The 21,070-nt window shown below is 61.5% G+C and carries 14 protein-coding genes and 1 pseudogene; 7 read left to right on the top strand and 8 right to left on the bottom strand.

Going from position 1 to position 21,070, the window contains the following annotated elements; all coding sequences use genetic code 11:
* The coding region (locus AACY31_RS20240) for a contractile injection system protein, VgrG/Pvc8 family (RefSeq protein ID WP_339478895.1) at positions 1-436 on the bottom strand (436 nt) is incomplete at its 3' end.
* 413 nt (positions 437-849) lie between these two features.
* Here AACY31_RS20240 and AACY31_RS20245 point away from each other — a divergent pair.
* The 4 genes and pseudogenes from AACY31_RS20245 to AACY31_RS20260 all read left to right on the top strand — a co-directional run.
* Positions 850-1,029, top strand: a pseudogene (locus AACY31_RS20245) (transposase); the annotation flags it as partial.
* 218 nt (positions 1,030-1,247) lie between these two features.
* On the top strand, positions 1,248-2,492 hold the full coding sequence (locus tag AACY31_RS20250) for an exonuclease SbcCD subunit D C-terminal domain-containing protein (protein WP_339505017.1): 1,245 nt from the start codon (positions 1,248-1,250) through the stop codon (positions 2,490-2,492).
* On the top strand, positions 2,489-6,130 hold the full coding sequence (locus AACY31_RS20255; RefSeq protein WP_339505019.1) for an AAA family ATPase: 3,642 nt from the start codon (positions 2,489-2,491) through the stop codon (positions 6,128-6,130). The genes AACY31_RS20250 and AACY31_RS20255 overlap by 4 nt, the downstream gene beginning before the upstream one ends.
* Entirely contained in the window at positions 6,127-6,729 is a 603-nt protein-coding gene (locus AACY31_RS20260; protein WP_339492173.1) for a glutathione S-transferase, read from the top strand. The genes AACY31_RS20255 and AACY31_RS20260 overlap by 4 nt, the downstream gene beginning before the upstream one ends.
* Before the next feature lie 147 nt (positions 6,730-6,876).
* Here the strand turns inward: AACY31_RS20260 and AACY31_RS20265 are convergent, their stop codons facing one another.
* From AACY31_RS20265 to AACY31_RS20295, 7 genes are all read right to left on the bottom strand, one after another.
* The gene (locus tag AACY31_RS20265; protein WP_003180680.1) at positions 6,877-7,002 is read right to left on the bottom strand and encodes a hypothetical protein; all 126 of its coding nucleotides are present in this window, start codon (positions 7,000-7,002) and stop codon (positions 6,877-6,879) included.
* A gap of 174 nt (positions 7,003-7,176) precedes the next feature.
* On the bottom strand, positions 7,177-7,356 hold the full coding sequence (locus tag AACY31_RS20270; RefSeq protein ID WP_339478886.1) for a hypothetical protein: 180 nt from the start codon (positions 7,354-7,356) through the stop codon (positions 7,177-7,179).
* A gap of 156 nt (positions 7,357-7,512) precedes the next feature.
* Positions 7,513-8,688, bottom strand: coding sequence for a lactonase family protein (locus tag AACY31_RS20275; protein WP_339478885.1), 1,176 nt, complete (start codon positions 8,686-8,688; stop codon positions 7,513-7,515).
* Entirely contained in the window at positions 8,675-8,971 is a 297-nt protein-coding gene (locus AACY31_RS20280) for a DUF5629 family protein (protein ID WP_339478884.1), read from the bottom strand. The genes AACY31_RS20275 and AACY31_RS20280 overlap by 14 nt, the downstream gene beginning before the upstream one ends.
* A 151-nt stretch (positions 8,972-9,122) precedes the next feature.
* Positions 9,123-10,703, bottom strand: coding sequence for an aldehyde dehydrogenase (NADP(+)) (locus AACY31_RS20285; RefSeq protein ID WP_339505022.1), 1,581 nt, complete (start codon positions 10,701-10,703; stop codon positions 9,123-9,125).
* Positions 10,704-10,715: 12 nt separating this feature from the next.
* Entirely contained in the window at positions 10,716-11,708 is a 993-nt protein-coding gene (gene araD1 / locus AACY31_RS20290) for an AraD1 family protein (protein ID WP_339478882.1), read from the bottom strand.
* A 224-nt stretch (positions 11,709-11,932) separates the two neighbouring features.
* The gene (locus tag AACY31_RS20295; protein WP_339478881.1) at positions 11,933-13,255 is read right to left on the bottom strand and encodes an MFS transporter; all 1,323 of its coding nucleotides are present in this window, start codon (positions 13,253-13,255) and stop codon (positions 11,933-11,935) included.
* A 194-nt stretch (positions 13,256-13,449) separates the two neighbouring features.
* Between AACY31_RS20295 and AACY31_RS20300 the strand changes: the two genes are divergently transcribed.
* The 3 genes from AACY31_RS20300 (at position 13,450) to AACY31_RS20310 (ending at position 20,978) form a co-directional block, all read left to right on the top strand.
* Complete coding sequence (locus AACY31_RS20300) at positions 13,450-15,186, top strand: IlvD/Edd family dehydratase (protein ID WP_339505024.1); 1,737 nt, start codon at positions 13,450-13,452, stop codon at positions 15,184-15,186.
* A 264-nt stretch (positions 15,187-15,450) separates the two neighbouring features.
* A complete protein-coding gene (locus tag AACY31_RS20305) occupies positions 15,451-16,176 on the top strand; it encodes a FadR/GntR family transcriptional regulator (RefSeq protein WP_339478879.1) in 726 nt (241 codons plus the stop codon).
* A gap of 113 nt (positions 16,177-16,289) precedes the next feature.
* Entirely contained in the window at positions 16,290-20,978 is a 4,689-nt protein-coding gene (locus tag AACY31_RS20310) for a dermonecrotic toxin domain-containing protein (protein ID WP_339505026.1), read from the top strand.
* Positions 20,979-21,070 lie beyond the last annotated feature (92 nt).

The following is a 21,070-nucleotide window of genomic DNA, read 5'->3' on the forward strand; positions in this document are numbered from 1 at the left end:
GGCGCGTGCGCAGGATGTGCTCGACGATCTCCGGCACCGACTGGTACTGGTAGATGCGGAACTGTTTGCCCCGGCCCAGCAGGGCGAAACGCGGTTGCAGGGTGATTTCGTAGCGGGCTTCGTCGTGAGAACCGGACAGGCGCTTGAACTCGGTGACCGCACCGTGGAAGGTGCGCAGCGGCTTGATCACCGGCGGTTTGAAGCCCTTCGGTGTCGGCGGTGGCGGCAGCGGGTACAGGCTGAAATGCGCGCCCTGGTTGAGCAGGTCGGTGGCCGCCAGGTCGCGCTCGGTGCAGGTGAATTCGATGCGGTAATGGTAGGGGCGGCTCAGGTGTTCTTCGCCGGCGAAGGCCAGGACGTCGAGGTGGGCCTTGAGGTTGTAGACGCTCAGGGTGTGGCGGCTGTGGTCGAAGAAGATGGGGCGTTGGTTAGACATATTGCCGATCTCCCCAAGTGTTTCCCGCCGTTTGTCTAAGGTGGGGAGGTAACGGGGACAAAACCTTGTCAGCGTTGTTTTGATTGAAATCGACTTTGCGTTTTTCAGAACGGTTGGCAGGCATGACTTCCCTTGGTGCCTGCGTCTTTGCGCAGGGATTGGTTTTTCAAGGGTGGTCAGCGTGAATCAGCTCAAAGGATGGTTCCATCTTTTCGCATCGGGTTCGGCGACGTTTGGGACGCTTCCTATAGGGGAAGGGCGCAATTTCTTAGGAAACGGCCCACACGGCGCAAAAATGTCGCTATTGGAGCGCCTTGAGCAATGGGACAGTTTTAGTGATGCCCTACGTGAATCCCCGCGAAACACACGGGGATATCAGTCAGACGAGTTGTGGAGCAAGGGGTTGGTTAGCCGAAATTCGTAAGGTGATCTACACCACCAATGCGATCGAGTCGATCAACATGAGTCTGCGCAAAGTGATCAAAACCCGTGTATCTTTTCCGACCGATGAGGCGGCAACGAAGCTGTTTTATCTGGCACTGAACATCAGCAAGAAGTGGACAATGCCGATCCGGGACTGGAAAGCGGCCTTGCAAGGCTTGCCCGCGATGCAGGCGATGCGGTCCCTCAGAAATCGAGTCGCCTTCATCGCGGGCAAGCCTTGCTCCCACATAAGTCTCCTTGCCACAGGATCGGTGCTCATGGATCCAACGAAGTTGAACACGTCCTCCCTCCCGTTTCCCAGTAAACTCTCCCTCTTTTAGCCGCCCTTCTCTTCACCGCGGCCATCATCTGTTTCCTGGAGCTCACCTTGCGTCTGTTTCACACCTCCGACTGGCACCTGGGGCAAAACCTGCACGGTCAGGAACGCGATTTCGAACACGCCTGTTTCCTCGACTGGCTGCTGCGTCAACTGACCCACGAAAAACCCGACGTGCTGTTGATCGCCGGCGACATCTTCGACACCGTCAACCCGCCGGTCAAAGCCCAGGAGCGGCTGTACGATTTCATCGTCAGCGCCCATGAACATAACGCCAACCTGACCATCGTGATGATCGCCGGCAACCACGATTCCGGCTCGCGCATCGAGCTGCCTGCGCCGTTGATGCGACGCTTGCGCACCCACGCCCTGGGCCGGGTGTTGTGGCTGGACGACGGCCAATTGGACGTCGAGCGCCTGTTGTTGCCGTTGCCCGATGCCAAGGGCAAGGTCAAGGCGTGGTGCCTGGCCCTGCCGTTCCTGCGCCCTGCCGAAGTCACCGGTGCGCAACTGGGCGACGACTACCTGCGAGGCATCGGCCAAGTGCATGAGTGGCTGATCGCCGCGGCCAACAGCAAGCGCAAGAAAGGCCAGGCGCTGATCGCCATCAGTCATGCGCACATGGCCGGCGGTTCGGTGTCCGAGGATTCCGAACGCAGCCTGATCATCGGCAACGCCGAGGCCCTGCCCGCCAGCCTGTTCGGCCCGAGCATCAGCTACGTCGCCCTCGGCCATTTGCACAAGCCGCAGAAGGTCAACGGTGAAGAGCGTATCCGCTACAGCGGTTCGCCGATCCCGCTGTCATTCTCGGAGATCGGTTATCAGCATCAAATTCTCGACATCACTCTGGACGGCGAAACCCTGGTCAAGGTCGAGCCACGCCTGATTCCCCGGGCCGTCAACCTGCAACGCCTGGGCCCGCTGCCCCTGGCCGATCTCCTGGTGCAACTCAAGGACCTGCCCGACATCGACCTGCTGGCCGATGTCCAGCGCCAACCCTGGCTGGAAGTGCGGGTGTGCCTCGACGAACCGCAGCCGGACCTGCGTCACCAGGTTGAAACCGCGCTGCAAGGCAAGGCCGTACGCCTGGTGCGGATCGCCGCCGAGTACGCCGGCAACGGCAGCAAAGGCGGTGCCGATGACGGCAGCGCGCTGGTGGAGCTGGATCAACTCAGCCCCCAGGAGTTGTTCAGCCGCGCCTGGCAGGACACCTACGGCAACGAAGTGGACGAACAGACCCTCAAGGACTTTTCCGTGCTGTTGCAAGACGTGCAGATGGAGAGCGAGCAGCCATGAAGATCCTCGCGATCCGCCTCAAGAACCTGGCGTCCCTGGCCGGGCCGTTTGAAATCGATTTCACCGCCGAACCCTTGGCCAGCGCCGGCCTGTTCGCCATTACCGGCCCCACGGGCGCCGGCAAGAGCACGTTGCTCGACGCCTTGTGCCTGGCGCTGTTCGGCGCCGTGCCGCGCCTCAACAACACCGGACGCGACGCCAAGGTGCCGGACGTCGATGGCGACATTGCCACGGGCGACCCACGCACGCTGTTGCGCCGTGGCACGGGCGATGGCTTTGCCGAAGCGGATTTTCGCGGCATCGACGGACGCCGCTATCGGGCTCGCTGGGAAGCCAATCGTGCCCGGGAAAAAGCCGGTGGCAAGTTGCAAGCCAGCCGCCAGAGCCTGCGGGATTTGGACAACGATCAACTGCTGGCGAGCCAGAAAGGCGAATACAAGACCCAGCTCGAAGCGGCCCTGGGCCTGAACTTCGAACAGTTCACCCGTGCCGTGCTGCTGGCCCAGAGCGAGTTCAGCGCGTTTCTCAAGGCCGATGACAACGATCGCAGCGAACTGTTGGAAAAACTCACCGACACCGCCCTGTACACCCGCCTCGGTCGCCGGGCCTTCGACAAGGCCAAGCAAGCCAAGGACAGCCACCGGCAGTTGCACGACCAGGCCACCGGTGTCACGCCGCTGGCCCCCGAGGCCCGGGCCGAGCTGGACCAGCGTTTCAACGACGCCCAGCAACAACTCAAGGCCCAGCAGACCCAACTCAAGCAGTTGGAACAGCAACACACCTGGCTCAAGGACCTGCGCCAGTTGCAGGACGAACAGAGCGGCGCTGCCGAGCAACTGCAACAGGCCCAGACCGATTGGAACGCACTGGCTGACGAACGCCTGAAACTGACTCGCCTGGAACAACTGGCCCCCCAGCGGCATCAGTTCATTCGCCAGACGGAACTGCACCGACAGCTTGAGCCTTTGGCGGTGCAGATCCAGCAACTCACCCAGCAGCAGATCGACCTGCATGCACAACAGGCCGAGCTGGAAAAGGGCGTCGGCGAAGCGCAACTGGCGCTGACCGCCGCCCGGCAGCAAAGCACCGACAGTGCGCCGTTACTGCGTCAGGCCTTCGACGAGCAGAGCGCCCTCGCCCGTCTGGCCCAGGACACGCGCTTCGCTGCCGAACGCCAGGAACAGGCACAACAGGCCTGTGCCGAAGGCCAGCGCACGATCGACACTTTGCTCGAACAGCAAAAGCAGGTAGCCGAGCGTTTGCAGCGCATCGCTGGCGAGCTTGAACAAAGTACCCACCTTGCGCCGCTGAGCGACGCCTGGAACGCCTACCGCGATCGACTTCAGCAGTTGATGCTGATCGGCAATCGTCTGAACAAAGGTCAGGCCGAACTCGCCACGTTGGAGCACAGCGCCGCGCGCGCCGCCGAGGACCTGACCACCCGCCGGCAAGACCTCGAAGTCCTCTATAAAGAAGCGGGTGCCGAGCCGGAAGCGGTGGCCGAACAGATCCAGTTGCTCGGCAACCTGCTGCAAGACAACCGCAAGCAACTGCGGGCGTTCGAAGAGTTGACCCGACTGTGGGCCAGCCAGCAAGAATTGGACAAACGCGGCGCCGAGCTCGAGCAACGCCAGCAGGCGGCATTGCAGGAACGTGACCGGCTGGTGCGCGAAGGCGGCGAAGCCAAGGCCGAACTGACGATTGCCGAACAGACCCTGACCGTCACCCGTGAACTGCTGGAACGCCAGCGCCTGGCCCGCAGCGAAAGCGTCGAGCAATTGCGCGCGCAATTGCAGGACCAGCAACCTTGCCCGGTATGTGGCAGCGTCGAGCATCCTTATCATCAACCCGAAGCCCTGTTGCAAAGCCTGGGACGGCACGATGAAAACGAGGAGGCCAACGCCCGTAAAGCGGTCGAGCTGCTCAATGAAAAAGTCATCGACCTGCGCACACAATACAGCGGCGTCATCGCCCAGCTCAAAGAATTCAAACAGCAGCAGGAACAACTCACCGGCCAGCAACAGAGCCTGACGCCCAGCCTTGAAGGCCACCCGCTGTCAGCGCAACTGCTGGCCCAGGACTCGAACAAGCGCGACGCCTGGCTGGCCCAACAGAACAGTCAGCTGACCCTGCGTATCAGCCAGGACGAACAGCGGCAAACCGCCCTACTGACCCTGCAGCAAGACGCCGCGCGCATGGCACAGCGGCTACGTGAAGCCGAGGCAGCCAGCCAACAGGCGTCACAGCACCTGGGCAACCAGCAGCAGGAACTGTCCCGCGACCGTCAGCGCCTGGACGAGGAGCTGAGCCACTTCAGCACCCTGCTACCCGCTGACACCCTACAGGCCTTGCGCAGCGAGCCCGCCGCAACCTTCCTGCAACTGGATCAGCAGATCGCCCAGCGCCTGGAGCAACTGGAGCAGCAACGCGACGAACTGGGCGAACAGCTCCAGCGCCAGCAGACCCTGGAGAAAGAGCAGGACCGCCAGCAGACCCGCCTCCAGCAACTGGAAGCGGCCCGCCTGCAATTCAGCGCCCTGAGCGAGCAACAACAGGCCTGCCAAGAGAAACTCACGCAACTGCTCGGCGAGCACACCAGCGCCGAACAGTGGCAGCAACAACTCGACCAACGCCTGGAACAGACGCGGGATGCCGAGGCGACGGCCAATCAGCAGTTGCAGCAATTGCGCAACGACCTGGTGCAACTGGCCGCCGAACTCAAGGCCCGTCAGGAACAGGCGCAATCCCTGGACCACGAACGCCAGGCGCTGGCCGCCGGAATCGCGCAATGGCGCACCACCCATCCGGAACTGGACGATGCCGCCCTCGAGGCCCTGCTCGGCCTGGACGACCACCACATCAGCCCGTTGCGCCAGCGCTTGCTCAACAGCGAAAAAGCCATTGAGCAGGCCCGCGTCCTGCTCACCGAGCGCGAGCAGCGCCTGCAAAACCATCAGGCCCAACACAACGGCAACCTGGCGCCCGAGCAACTCGCCCAAGCCCTCACCGAACTGCAAGGCCAATTCGCCGCCAGCGAACAGCACTGCGCCGAACTGCGCGCCGAACAGGCCGAGGACCAGCGCCGGCAGAACGCCAACCAGGCCCTGGCCCAGCAGATCGAACAGGCCTATGTCGAATACCAGCGCTGGGCACGCCTCGATGCCCTGATCGGTTCGGCCACCGGCGACCGCTTCCGCAAGCTGGCCCAGGCCTACAACCTCGACTTGCTGGTGCACCACGCCAATGCCCAACTGCGGCAACTGGTACGCCGCTACCGGCTCAAGCGCGGCGGCAGCATGCTCGGGCTGCTGGTGATGGACACTGAAATGGGCGATGAACTGCGCTCGGTGCATTCGTTGTCCGGCGGCGAAACCTTCCTGGTCTCCCTCGCCTTGGCATTGGGCCTGGCCTCGATGGCGTCCAGCACACTGAAGATTGAATCGCTGTTCATCGACGAAGGCTTCGGCAGCCTCGACCCCGAATCGCTGCAACTGGCGATGGACGCCCTCGACGGCTTACAGGCCCAGGGCCGCAAGGTCGCGGTGATTTCCCACGTGCAGGAAATGCACGAGCGGATTCCGGTGCAGATCCAGGTCCGACGCCAGGGCAATGGGTTGAGCACCGTGGAGGTGAAATGAACCGCGCCACACTCTATTCCTTTCGCCGCTGCCCCTACGCGATGCGGGCGCGCATGGCCTTGCGCTACAGCGCGGTCGAGGTGGCAATTGTCGAAGTCAGCCTGAAGGCCAAGCCAACCGAGATGCTCGCACTCTCCAGCAAAGGCACGGTGCCGGTGCTGCAGGTCGATGGCCGGGTGATCGATGAAAGCCTGGAGATCATGCGCTGGGCCTTGGCCCGGCACGATCCGCAAGACTGGAGGCTACGGGACGACCCCGAAGGCCAGGCGCTGACGGCGGCGTTGATCGAGGAAAACGACCAGGTGTTCAAGCTGCACTTGAATCGCTACAAATACCCCGAGCGCCATCCCGAGTACCCGAAGGAACATTGCCGTAGCGAGGGTGAAGACTTTCTGCGCAGGCTGGAGGCCCTGCTTGAAACCCGGCCGTTCCTGGCGGCGAATCACCCGAGCCTGGCCGACGTGGCAGTGATGCCCTTCATACGCCAGTTCGCCCACGTTGATCGCGACTGGTTTGCCCAGGCGCCCTACCCTCGGCTACAGGACTGGTTGCAGAGGTTTCTGGATGGCGAGCTGTTCGTGGCGATCATGGCCAAGTAACCATTTGCACCCACCCCTGTGGCGAGGGGATTTCTGTGGGAGCAAGGCTTGCCCGCGATACAGGCGACTCGATTTCTGAAGGACCGCATCACCTTCATCGCGGGCAAGCCTTGCTCCCACAAAATATCAATAACTGGCCTGAGCCGATCAGTCACTCAGCAAGCTCAACAATCGCTCACGCGCCACTTCCAACTCGCCGGAATCCGGCTGGGCCGCGGAGACAATCGGGGTGGAATAGAGAAACAGCAGCATCACTGCCAGACGCATCGCCATGGTGTCGATCCTTATCGGCAAAGGAGTCAAATTGTCAGCGTCAAATTTAAACACATGGCCAAGTGACATTACAGCGGAATTTCTCTGGAAACGACGAAGCCTGCGATCTTTTCTCTTTCACCTGATGTTCAGTGAAGATGAAAAGATCGCAGGCTTCAGTCGTTGCGCGATCGTTCAGTGTTGGGTCTTGTGGTCCAGCGCTGCATAGAAGTTGGCGCTTTGTTGCAGGTATTTCTCGGTGTAGCTCTGGGTGCGGCTTTTCTTGTCGCTGATCTCGATGCTGGCACTGGCTGGCAATGCCACCGTGGCGGAGATGGCGGAAGCGGCGATCACGGAGAAGAGATTCAGGTTCATGGCGGTAGACCTCGGATTCAGTTGGCTGACTTGCCCGGTGGGGCCGTGAAGCAAACTTACGCGCCGAGGCGTCCTGCGTTGAAATGCTTTGCATCACTTGCGAATATCAGTCCCGTTGATACAACGGCGCAGGCCCCAAAAAACGGGGCCCGCGCTTTATTGAGAGACCATGAACTTCAAGTCGCTCGGCGCCTCCATCGGCATCTTCTGCACGGTCTTACCCAGCAGGCCGGTCTTCGGATCGCGCTCTAGTACCACGATCTGGTTGCTCTTCTGGTTGGCAATCAGCAGGAATTTCCCGCTCGGGTCGAGGCTGAATTCCCGTGGATGATCGCCTTCGACCGAGCGCCGCTGCAGCTCTTTGAGCGTGCCAGCGGCCGGGTCGATGGCGAACACCAGCACTTCGTTGGTGGTGCCACGGTTGCTGACGTAGAGGAACTTGCCATCCCTGGAAGCATGCAGCGCAGCCGCCGCTTTACCCGGCTGGGGTTTGCCGTCGGCCAGATCGACCAACTGGCGCTGCGTCAGGCGGCCGTCCTGGTAATCGAATACCGCGACCTGAGCGGTCATCTCCATCGTCAACCAGGCATGCTTGCCGTCGCCACTGAACAACAGATGGCGCGGCCCGCTGCCCGGCGGCAGTTGCACGAATGGCGGATCGGCAGGCGTCAGCGGCAGTTCGGGGTTGGCCTTGGGGTCGTAGCGGTAGACAAACACCTTGTCCGCCCCCAGGTCATTGGCGAACACGTATTTGCCGTCCGGTGACGGCACCGCGGAATGCACATGAGCCGATTTCTGCCGCTCGGGATTGACCCGACTGGGCTGGTGACTGCCCGACTGCACAACCGGAGCCAGCTTGCCGTTCGATTCCACTGGCAGCACCACCAAGGTGCCACCCGGGTTTTCCAGGACAGAATAATTACTGACCAACAAATGCTGGCCATCGTGGCTAAGGCTGGAGTGGGTCGGCTCATTACCCAGGGACTGCACCCGGTTGATCAGGCTCAATTCATGGGTCTTCGGGTCAATGGCGTAGCTACTGACCTTGCCCACCGGGTCTTTTTGGCCCGGCCCGTTTTCGTTGACCACGAACAGCCGGGTCATGTCCTTGGAAAGGGTCAGCCACGACGGGTTGTCTGTCTTGATCACTTGCAACGGGTTGGCATCGAGCTGGCCGGTACGACTGTCGAATTGCATCCGGTAGATGCCTTGGCTCTGGCCAGCGGTGTAGGAGCCCACCAGCAGCTGATGACGTTCATCGGTACCTGCCTGGACGCCCATGGCGCCCAGGCTGCCGGCCATCAACAACGGCCACAGACTACGCATCTTCATGTTCATCATCCTCATCGTCGTGGCCGCTGGTGGCTTCCACGCACTCCAAGTGGTGATCGCCTGAATCGCTGGTGATGATCCAGTGGTTCAGGGTTTTATCGAAGGTCGCGGCCTGCATCTGCGCCGGCGTGAAACGCCAGTGCTCAAGGGTGCGACCGTTCATGCACTCGACGTGCAACTGGTCCTGCTCGTCGAGGGAGAAATCGAACGCGTGCAGCCCATCGATAATCAGCATGTCGCTGGATTCGAGGGCGTGCAGCAGGGTGTCGGTTACGGCAGTCATGGCGATCAGTCGTTCATTGGGAAAGTCGTCATGATAACCCAATGTGGGCGTGGGCCTTGGGCCATGACTTCAGCAGCGAGTTTGACTGAGCTATCGCCATCGCGATGAGGCCGGCACATTCAACTTGAATGTAACGGCCTCATCAAGATCGTCAGAGCGCCTCGCGCCCCGGCACCCCATCCACCAACCGCAGGATCCCCAACGGGTTGGCGTTCTTCAGCGGTTCGGGCAACAGGCTGTCAGGATAGTTCTGGAAGCAGATCGGGCGCAGGAAGCGATCGATCGCCAGGGTGCCCACCGACGTACCGCGGGCATCGGACGTCGCCGGGTAAGGTCCGCCGTGCACCATCGAATCACACACTTCCACCCCGGTCGGATAACCGTTGAGCAAGATGCGGCCAACCTTCTGCTCCAGCAACGGCGTCAGTTCGCTGAAACGCTCGAAATCCGCCGGTTCGCCGATCATCGTCGCGGTCAGTTGCCCGTGCAGGCCGTTCAGCGCGGCAGTCAGCTGCGCCGGGTCCGCGACGTCGACAAACACCGTAGTCGGACCGAACACTTCTTCCTGCAGCGCCTCGTCACCGTTGATCAGCAGGCTGGCGTCAGCCTTGAATAACTGCGGCTGGGCCTGGTTGCCCTGCTGCTCGCGCCCGGCCAAATGTTCGATGCCCGGGTGCGCCAACAGTTTCTGCAGGCCCTTGCCGTAGCTTTGCAGCGTACCGGCGTTGAGCATGGTCTGGGGCGCCTGGTCGCCGATCAGCGCGACCACTTGCTGGGTGAAGGCAGTGAACTGCGGCGAGCGAATACCGATCACCAGACCCGGATTGGTACAGAACTGACCGCAGCCCTGTACCACCGAGGCGGTCAAGTCTCGCGCGACGCTTTCGGAGCGGGTTTCCAGCGCTTGCGGCAACACGATCACCGGGTTGATGCTCGACATCTCGGCAAACACCGGGATCGGTTGCGGCCGCGCGGCCGCCATGTCGCACAGGGCCCGCCCGCCCTTGAGGGAACCGGTGAAGCCCACGGCCTGGATCGCCGGGTGCTTGACCAGCCATTCGCCAACGCCACCGCCGTAAATCATGTTGAACACACCGGCCGGCATCGCGGTCTTTTCCGCCGCACGGAGGATCGCATCCGCCACCTGCTCGGCGGTCGCCATGTGGCCGCTGTGGGCCTTGAACACCACCGGGCAACCGGCCGCCAGGGCTGAAGCCGTGTCGCCACCGGCGGTGGAAAATGCCAGGGGGAAGTTACTGGCGCCGAACACCGCCACCGGCCCCAGGCCAATGCGGTATTGACGCAGGTCCGGACGGGGTAACGGCGTGCGCTCAGGCAACGCCCGGTCGATGCGTGCACCGTAGAAATCGCCACGGCGCAGGACCTTGGCGAACAGACGCATCTGGCCGCTGGTACGACCGCGCTCGCCCTGGATCCGTGCCGCCGGCAACGCGGTTTCACGGCAGACCACGGCCACGAACGCATCACCCAACGCGTCCAGCTCATCGGCAATGGCCTCGAGGAACTCGGCCCGGCGCACGGCACTCAGGCTGCGGTAGGCCGGGTAAGCCGCTGCGGCAGCCTTGGCGGCGGTGTCGACTTCTTCTGCCGTGGCCTGGACGAATTCATGGGGCAAGGCCTCGCCGGTGCTGGCGTCGACGCTCTGCAAGCGAGTCTGGCCGGCTGCGCTGCGCGCCCCGCCGATGTAGTTGTGGCCAAGGATCTGGTTCATCGCAAGTCTCCTTTAAAGTGTGCCGATAGTACCCGGGTTGAACACCGCGTCCGCAGGGGCAATGCCGTTGACCAGCGGCGCGCCGAATTCAGCTTGGCTGACTTCGAACACATCCCCCGGTTGCGTGCGGATGCCATCGGCAAACGACAGGGTCGCGGTGCCGAAGAAGTGAACGTGGACGTCCCCCGGACGCAGGAACTGACTGTACTTGAAATGGTGGAATTCCAGGTTTTCGAGGCTGTGGCACATGTTCGCCTCGCCGCTGAGGAACTCGTTCTGCCACAGCACTTCGCCGTTGCGCAAGATACGACTGGTCCCGGACAAATGTTGAGGCAGTTCACCCACGCGAAGTTCCGGGCCAAAACTGCAACTGCGCAATTTCGAATGGGCCAGGTACAGGTAGTTCTTGCGCTCCATCACGTGGTCGGAAAACTCGTTGCCCACGGCAAAGCCCAGGCGATACGGCTTGCCGTCGTGGCCGATGACATACAGGCCGCTGATTTCCGGTTCTTCGCCGGCGTCTTCGGCAAAGGGCGGCAGCGGGAACGGATGGCCCGGGCGGACCACGATGCTGCCGTCGCCCTTGTAGAACCATTCCGGTTGCACACCGGCCTGCCCGGCCTGGGGCTTGCCGCCCTCCACGCCCCACTTGAAGATGCGCATGGTGTCGGTCATGGCCGCTTCGTCGCCGGCCTGCTGGTGCATCTTGTCCCGGGCCGAGGCGCTGCCCAGGTGGGTCAGGCCAGTGCCGCTGACCAGCAGGTGCGCCGGGTCCGGGTGGTCCAGTGGCGCCAGGATGCGCAGGTCACTGAGCAACCGGGCGTAATCATGGTTCGCCCCCAGGCCCAGGCCGTTGACCTGCTGCTCAAGCTTCACGCCCGCTTCGATAGCCGCCAGCGCCAAGTCGCGCACGGTACGCGCGCCCTGCACTTCGCGCACCTGATCGCCCTCGACCACACCGACACGGCGTTCGCCGTTTGGCAATTCGAACTGAACTAAACGCATGGGTTTTCTCCCTGTAAACAAAACTTGAATAGGCGTAGCAGGCTTTTGTTGTGTAGGAGCTGCCGAAGGCTCGGGCCGCGTTCGGACGATCTTTTGATCTTTCGCTCAGGACTCAATTGTCTGGAACAAGATCGCAGCCTCGTTGCACTCGACAGCGCCTACACGCAGTCGAGCGGGAGCAAGCTCCCTCGCCACAAAAGCGCTCTTCCACAATTGCAATAAGTTCAGGTACGCGTCGCCCCCCGGGCGCTGGCGGCGAACGGGTCCGCTGGCAGCACATGCTTGCGCTCCAGCAGGCGATAGACCACACCGGTCAACGCCAGGCCGAACACCATCACACAGGACAGGAAATACAGCCCCGAGGCCAGGTTGCCGGTGTACTCCTTCAGCGTACCGATCACGAACGGGCCAATGTAGCCGCCCAGGTTGCCCACCGAGTTGATCAGCGCAATGCCCGCCGCCGCACTGGCGCCGGCAAAGAACCGCCCCGGCAAGGTCCAGAACACCGCCGTGCAGGAGAACAGCGCGAACGCCACCAGGCACAACGCCGCCAATTGCAGCACCGGCACCGACAACCAGGCGCTGAGGAACAGGCCGATGGCGCCCAGCACGTACAACACAGCCAAGTGACCGTAACGGTCATTCAAACGGTCGGAGCTGCGGGGAATGATCAGCAAACCGATGATGCCGAAGATGTACGGCACCGACGACACGAAGCCGGTCACCAGGTCGCTGCCGCCGAACTGCTTGATCAGCGTCGGCAACCAGAGACCGAGGCCGTAGATGCTCAAGGTCACCGGCAGGTAGAACAGCGCCAGCAACAAGACACGCTTGTCCTTCAGGGCATGCAGCGGGTTGCCGTGGCGGGTCTGACCGTATTCCTCCAGGTCTTTTTTCAGCTCACCGGTCAGCCAGTCCTTCTCAGCCTGGTCCATCCATTTCACTTGTTGCGGGCCATCCGGCAGGTAGCGCAGTACCGGCCAGGTCAGCAGCACCGCCGGCAGGCCGATGACAATGAACAGCCACTGCCAGCCGTGCAGGCCAAGGATGCCGTCCATGCCCAGCAAGCCGCCGGACACGGGGCCGGTGATCATCATCGCGATGGGTTGGGACAGAATGAACAGGCCCAGGATCTTGCCGCGATGGCGAACCGGGAACCACTGGGTGATGTAGTACAGCACGCCAGGGAAGAACCCGGCTTCGGCCGCGCCCAGCAAAAAGCGCATCACATAGAAGCTGTGTGGCCCTTGCACGAAGGCCATGCCGATAGTGATCGCGCCCCAGGTGATCATGATCCGGGCGAACCAGCGCCGGGCACCAAAGTGTTCCAGCATCAGGTTGCTGGGAATCTCCAGCAGGAAATAACCGATGAAAAACAGCCCCGCACCCAGGCCGTAGGCGGCGTCGCCAATACCGAGGTCGGCCCCCATGTGCAACTTGGCAAAGCCCACCGCAGAGCGGTCCACATAGGCAATCAGGTACAGCAGGATCAGGAAGGGAATCAGTTTCAGCGTGATGCGACGTATAAGCCGCAATTCCTGGCTCATGGGACCGGTCTCCGATTGTTGTTGTTATGGAACCTCGGGGGATTTCTCTCGCGAATGACCGCCAGGACAATCCCTCCATTTGAGTCGGACTATATAGTAATACTATTTACTCAACAATACTTCCAAACCGTGCAAATTGCGCTTATGTTACGCTTAATCTAGAACAATATAGTCATACAATAAGAGCATTGATCATGTCTGACAAGAAACCCTCCCTGCGCTCGGCCCAATGGTTTGGCACCGCCGACAAAAATGGCTTCATGTACCGCAGCTGGATGAAAAATCAGGGCATCGCCGACCATCAGTTCCATGGCAAGCCGATCATCGGCATCTGCAACACCTGGTCGGAGCTGACGCCGTGCAACGCGCACTTCCGGCAGATCGCCGAACACGTCAAGCGCGGCGTGATCGAGGCAGGGGGCTTCCCGGTGGAATTCCCGGTGTTCTCCAACGGCGAATCGAACCTGCGCCCCACCGCCATGCTGACCCGCAACCTGGCGAGCATGGACGTGGAAGAGGCGATTCGCGGTAACCCGATTGACGGCGTGCTGCTGCTCACCGGTTGCGACAAGACCACCCCCGCCCTGCTGATGGGCGCCGCCAGTTGTGACGTACCGGCCATCGTCGTTACTGGCGGGCCGATGCTCAACGGCAAGCACAAAGGTCAGGACATCGGCTCGGGTACCGTGGTCTGGCAATTGAGCGAACAGGTCAAGGCCGGCACCATCACCCTTGACGATTTCCTCGCGGCTGAGGGCGGCATGTCCCGCTCAGCCGGCACCTGCAACACCATGGGCACTGCCTCGACCATGGCCTGCATGGCCGAAGCCCTCGGTACCTCCCTGCCGCACAACGCGGCCATTCCGGCCGTGGACGCACGGCGCTATGTGCTGGCCCACATGTCCGGCATGCGCGCCGTGGAAATGGTTCGTGAAGACCTGAAACTGTCGAAGATCCTGACCAAGGAAGCTTTCGAAAACGCCATCCGTGTCAATGCGGCCATCGGCGGCTCAACCAACGCGGTGATCCACCTCAAGGCGATTGCCGGTCGCATCGGCGTGCAACTGGACCTGGACGACTGGACCCGCATGGGCCGCGGCATGCCGACTATCGTCGACCTCCAGCCGTCCGGGCGCTTCCTGATGGAAGAGTTCTACTACGCCGGCGGTCTACCCGCCGTGCTGCGTCGCCTCGGCGAAGCCAACCTGATTCCCCATCCGAACGCTTTGACCGTCAACGGCAAGAGCCTCGGCGAGAACACCAAGGACGCACCGATCTACGGCCAGGACGAAGTCATTCGCACCCTGGACAACCCAATCCGCGCCGACGGCGGTATCTGCGTGTTGCGCGGTAACCTGGCCCCCCTCGGCGCGGTGCTCAAACCCTCCGCCGCCACGCCTGAGCTGATGCAGCATCGCGGTCGCGCGGTGGTGTTCGAGAACTTCGACGAGTACAAGGCGCGGATCAATGATCCGGAACTGGATGTCGATGCCGGCTCGATCCTGGTGATGAAGAACTGCGGACCCAAGGGTTACCCAGGCATGGCCGAAGTGGGCAACATGGGCTTGCCGGCGAAATTGCTGGCCCAGGGGGTGACCGACATGGTGCGTATCTCCGATGCGCGCATGAGCGGCACCGCCTACGGCACCGTGGTGCTGCACGTGGCGCCCGAAGCCGCGGCCGGCGGGCCGCTGGCAGCCGTGAAGGAAGGTGACTGGATCGAACTGGACTGCGCCAGCGGCCGCCTGCACCTGGACATCCCCGACGCCGAACTCGCGGCGCGCCTGGCCGACCTCGCACCACCGCAACAACTGCTGGTGGGTGGTTATCGCCAGTTGTACATCGACCATGTGCTGCAAGCGGACCAGGGCTGTGACTTCGACTTCCTGGTCGGTTGCCGTGGCGCCGAGGTGCCACGCCACTCCCATTAACCCCTAAGAAAGTACTGTGTAAGAGCCGTGTAGGAGCTGTCGAGTGCAACGAGGCTGCGATCTTCCCCCAAACACTTGAATCTCAAGCGAAAGATCAAAAGGATCAAAAAGATCGCAGCCTTCGGCAGCCCCTACACATGTCCAGCGGGAGTAAGCGCTCCCTCGCCACAAAGATCACCAGGCCCAAGGGTTTGGCCTAATGAATATCCGCCGCGCCTGCTATCATGCGCAACACTCCCCTCGCACAGGATCGCGCCACGTCCCATGGACTACCGTAAACCCTCAGACCGCAAAAGCATGCACGCGCGCATCGTCCAGGAACTGGGCATTCAGATCGTTTCCGGGCGTTTCAAACCCGACGATAAACTGCCCGCCGAAGCCTTGTTGTGCGAAGAGTACGCGGTCAGCCGCCCGGTGCTGCGCGAAGCCACGCGGGTACTGGTCGCCAAGGGCCTGGTGTATTCGCGCCCGCGCGTGGGTACGGTGGTCAAGGCCCGGCGGGAATGGCACATGCTCGACCCCGATGTGCTGCATTGGCTGATGCAGAGCAGCCCGCAGAATGAATTCTTCAACCTGCTGACCAGCGTGCGCAGCATCATCGAACCGGCCGCTGCCGCCCTCGCCGCCCAGTTTGCCGACAAGGCCGACATCGCCGCCATCCGTCAGGCCTACCAGCGCATGGAGGCAGCCCCGACCCCCGAGGCCATGCTGCAACCGGACCTGGACTTCCACAGCCGCATCGCCGATGCGACCCACAACGACCTGCTCGCCAACCTCTGCAACATGTTGTCAGTGGCCATCGCCGAAGCCCTCAAACACTCCAACCGACGGCCCAACCTGCATGAGCTGGCGATGCCACGGCACAAGGCAATCCTCACCGCCATCGAGAACCGCGACGCCCTCGGCGCCCGCCATGCCACGCTGGTTCAACTGGACGATGCCCGCAGCGCGCTGAACGTGGTACTGGGCAGCGATCCCGACCAGGCCTGACATAACGCAGGCCCAACGGGTGGTATCTATATACCGCCCGCAGAGCAAGGGAATCCCGACACTTGACTCTCGCCGTCATCCCGACGGCCATGAGCTCAGGAAAAGGACTTCTTATGACCTCGCCCACACCGGCCGACAGCCCCTCCGAGTTGGCACAAAACGTCAGCCAGCAATTTGCCAGCCGCCCGACCTTCGAGCAGGTCGTGCAACAAATGCTTGAACAAGCCATCACGGCAAAATACCCCTCGCTGACCATCGACCTCTCCAAGACCCAATTGGCAACACCGAATGCAGCCGTTCGCGCCTGGAACTTCCAACCCTTCATGCCCCTTGTGCTCGACTACCTAGCCCTCAACACACCCGTGGATTTCGGTTCACGGGGCAGTCTTGACTGTTATCTTTCCGACTCGGTTCCACACCGCCTTTGGTCAGGCGATGAAAAGTTGGACATGCAGGTCATCAAAAAGCTGTTGCTTGAACTGCCCTGGACCCTACCGATCGGGCTGGAGGATGCACTGACCCGCTATTGGAACACCGACATCAGCACCCACGCCCAAACCGACACCGATATCCGCACCAGCCGCTGGCAATGGCTCAGCGACACCCTCAAAAACCTGCTGCATATCCGTGGGCTGCAACAGCCAGGCCTCACGGAACCAGCACGCGAGACCCTGGACCAGATCGTCCGCTGGCCGGACCGTGAGCAACGCTTCAGCCGCAATACGCCCCCCGTCTATGCCTACAGCCTGGAAAGTACCCTCACCCAGGGCGCCTCCAGCACCGTACTGCCCAGCAACGAGATCCTCCTGCTTCATTACACACGCTACGGGCTCATCATTCTGCTTTGCAGCCCCGGCAGCGCCGTGCAGTCCTTCGCATCGATGGACGCCTTCAATCGCCATTGGGGCGAACGGATCGCCAGCCGCTACATTGTCGACACCGTCACCTGCCAACGCTACGAGATCGGCGGTAATGCCTTCGACACCCAGGCCGCCCTGATATTGGAGCAGCAATTGGCCGACCTGAAGGCGGTGCAATTGCCCTCCCGGATTGGCCTGCAAGACCTCAAGACGCTCTACAACGAGTTAAGCGACCCGGCCCGCTATCTGCGCGACGCGCCACGCCTCACACCCGAAACATCGACACGACTCGAGCCGCTACTGCCCGAATGGTTGAAACAGGCGTCCCTGGCCGATCAAACAAGGTTCCAGCGCTACAGTCTGGCCCTGGCCAGTGCCAAAAAACGCGATCAAGGGCGAACCTCCCTCAGTGACCTCAAGACTTTTACGGCTGACGCTTTACTCACGCTGATGAGCAAAACCAATGACAGCAGCCCGGCCAAGGCTCACCCCAGCCAGTTCCAACCCGACGATGTGGCGCTGGTTTTCACCGTCTCCGCGGGGTATCCGGGGACCGTCGGCATCAGTGAGAAAAGAACGATGAGCCTGACTCAGCTGGCCATCGACAATCTCGTTGCACGCCCCAGTGGGCACCTGACACTCAGCCATCGCCTGGGTCTGGCGTTGCCTGCCTGGTTAACGCCGGACTTCATTACCCGCAAGGACGGGCTGATCGAACAGGCGGACATCGGCATGACCTATCCTCGTTATCTGCAACAGGAACTGTTGAGCGACTCGCCTCAAGCGCAGGAATACCAGCGAATGTTTGCCGAACAGCTCCCGGCGCAGTTGCCGCTCGAAGCACTGCAACAAACGCTCAACAACGAAAACGGCATGACCCGCCAAGGGTTGCGTCTCATTGAGGCCCTGCTGCAACCCGACGCGGCTGGTCGGCAGGTTGACGGCCGCCCCGTGGTCATTCGATACCTGGCCTTCCTGCGCAAGCCCCAGGCCCGGCCCGACATCGTGACCAACATGTTCATCGTCGAGGCACAGGACATCGAAACGGGTCCACACCTTTTGTACCGCCCCCTGTACGCACCGTCGCTGCTGGCGTTCCCGACGCGCCAGGCCCTGTTGCAGGCCGTCGCCGCCAAAGGGGATTTGCAAAACAGCATCCTGACCTGGATGTCCGACAGCGCACGCCCGGTGTATGCCAATGGTGGTTTCGCGGAGCCACACATTGTGCGTTTTTTCCAGGGTGACGAATTCAATCGTCCCGAAAAACCCGCTCCGGCGACACTCGCCACCCATGGCGCCAACGACGAACTGCTGCAATACCTGCACAAAGGCGAACTGATGCAGTACCTCTATGGCTGCAACGCCCAAGCGCTGGTCACCCAGGCCGACCGTCATTCAGTTTCCAACAGCGAAAGCCGCTGGGCGGTGTTTCTCCAGGGCGGCAGCCTGCTGTTCAATACGCTGCTGTTTCCGTTGCTGCGTGGCCCGGCCATGTCCGTCGCCTGGCTATGGAGCCTGATGGCCAGCGCCAGTCATAATATCCCGGCCCTGAGCAGTGAAGATCCGACGACACGGGAACTCGCCGCCGTCGACTTGCTGGTCAACCTTGCCATGCTGATGAGCCAATTTCCCTCCGCCCGTGCGCCCTCTCGTGCATCCGTGCCCAAATCGGTCAAGGAACAAGCGATGCGCTCCCCCGCACCGCGTGTTGTCGAGCAGCAGTGGCCCGCACCCGCCTCGCCGAGAATCTTGGAAGGGTCCGTTGCCTTGCCCGGCGAACAATCCGAAGTCGCCAGCAGGACCCTCGATCTCAGGTACTCCACTCCCCGTTTCAATTTGACGCCGGAGCAACGCACCCGCATAAGGCGCATGCAGGTACTGCACCCTGCGTCACTGCCTGAGCCGATTCAATATGGTCCTTTCAAGGGCTTGTACGTGATCGGCAACAAATGGCACGTATTCATGCAAGACAGCCTGTATCAGGTCAGCCCGGATCCGGACGGCAGCACCACGATTGTCGATCCGCTCGACCCCGCACGAACGGGTCCTGCGCTGCAATCAGACATTGACGGTAACTGGTCTATGGACCTGCGTTTACGCCTGCTGGGAGGCTCTCCCCCCAAACGCGTGGCGGACCAGCGTCGTCTCAATGCCCAAAGAGCCGCCGATTTGACCGGTGAGTTAACGGATTACCTCTCCCAGGAGTCCGGGCGGGGAAAAGCCCTGGACATCGCCCAGCAAGTGATGACGAGGCTCGAAGAAGCAAGCGCTTATACCGAGGAGCAGCGCGCACCCAAACGAAAGGTGTTTTATGACCTGCTCAACGAGCAGACCGACATCTATTTGAAACTGCTGGACAGTGCGCCCGAGCGCGCAAGGCTGGGCATTGGCTTGCCTTCTGCAAGCGTCCGCGGGCTGATGGAGAATGTCGTCAACAATGCCCGCAAGGCCTTCCTGATGGTGGAAATGGATCAACGGGCCCTCAATACCGCTCACCCGCAGTTTTTCGGAGCGTTTGTGGAAGAAGACGTGGCTCGCGACATGCAGCGCTACGTGGAGTTCCTCGAAGCCATGAGCGACATCAATGATCGCGCCATCCATTGGCTGCAACTCAAGGATGAGTACCTGGAGAAGCTATTGAACCTGGATTCGGTGGGGGCCCAAGCGTTCGACCGCCTGACCCGCGGCCGTCCGCAGAATGAAAGGAATGTCATAGGCACCAAGGCCCTGCAGTTGACCGCCCTGCCGATACTGGCCATCAAACACCCCGAAACCGACTTGCCCGATAGCCTGTATCGCATCGTCAAGCCATTGGCCGAGCAAGTACGCTCCCACGCCGACCTGCAACTGTATGACCTGAGCGCCTCTGAGCAGCTTGAGGTACTGACCAGCCTGACCGAGCATTATGGCGAAGCCCTCGACGCCTTGCAGGGCATGAAAACCCTTTATGCCGACGATATCAACGACGCCTATTTCGAGAAGCTGACCACGCTGCTTGACAGCCTGTACCAGGATGCGTCCGGCAAACTGGCGGCAGAAGTCAAACCCGAACCGACACCGCGCAAGCGCGCGCCCAAACGCCCCAAAGCACCTTCCGGAAGCCCTCAGAAAAAGGTGATCAAAACCCGAAAGAGTGGCGCTCTGATTGGTGACCTGAAACCTGCCGGCACCTCCTTGCCAATTGAAGTCGTCGAGTTGCGCTCCCAAGTCGACGATCAGGTGCTGGCCACCTATTCGCGTCACGACGACGTCTGGGACGTTGTCGACGTACGCCGACCGGCTCGAGCCCCCAGGACCCGATCGGTCAACGCGATCAAGGGCGATGCCCGAACTCTGCTGGAGGAGCTGGAAGAACGTCTTCGCCGCGCTGAAAGCTATAAAAAGCGTTGTCGTCATCCTCAGGAAATCGAGGAGATCATGAACAATGAGGCGAGTCGCTTCCGCTCGATCTCGGAAGAACTCGACAGGGCCTTCTCAGCCTCACAAACGCCACGCACGCCGGCCGATCAAGCGCTGGTCAGGCAGTTGACCGAGGCCATTTCCAGACTGACGTCCAGGGGCAGCGCCCTGCGTGTCGAATTGAGCCTGCACCTGCCGCCCACCGACGGCAACCTCCAGTACCTGTTCGAAAAGAACCTGATACAAGTCGCTCGACTGGGTGAGCGCAAAGCGTTGAAAGGAGCCCGCAAGGACCTCCTCCAGGAATATGCCATCAACAACCGTGACGGCTTCCCCCTCTGGTACGCGCATTTTCACTACGAAAAAATCGATACGCCGAAAGCCGACTACAGCGTCGCCCACCTGAAAACCAAGGCACAACGCCGGGAAGACTATCACTCGCTGCTCGCCAAGGCGGATAGCCCTTACGCGGTGGTGAATGTGCATCGAGGGAACATCGGCAAGCTCATGGCGCAGAGCAAGTTCTTGCCGTTGGCGCCCTGATTGTGCACCTCAAGCGGATGTGATTGTGGCTAGGAATGATCAGTGTCTGAGCGGCAAAAAAACCTGTGGGAGCTTGCTCGCGATTGCGCACT

It is taken from the genome of Pseudomonas sp. RL_105y_Pfl2_101 (assembly GCF_963970585.1).
Lineage (GTDB): Bacteria > Pseudomonadota > Gammaproteobacteria > Pseudomonadales > Pseudomonadaceae > Aquipseudomonas.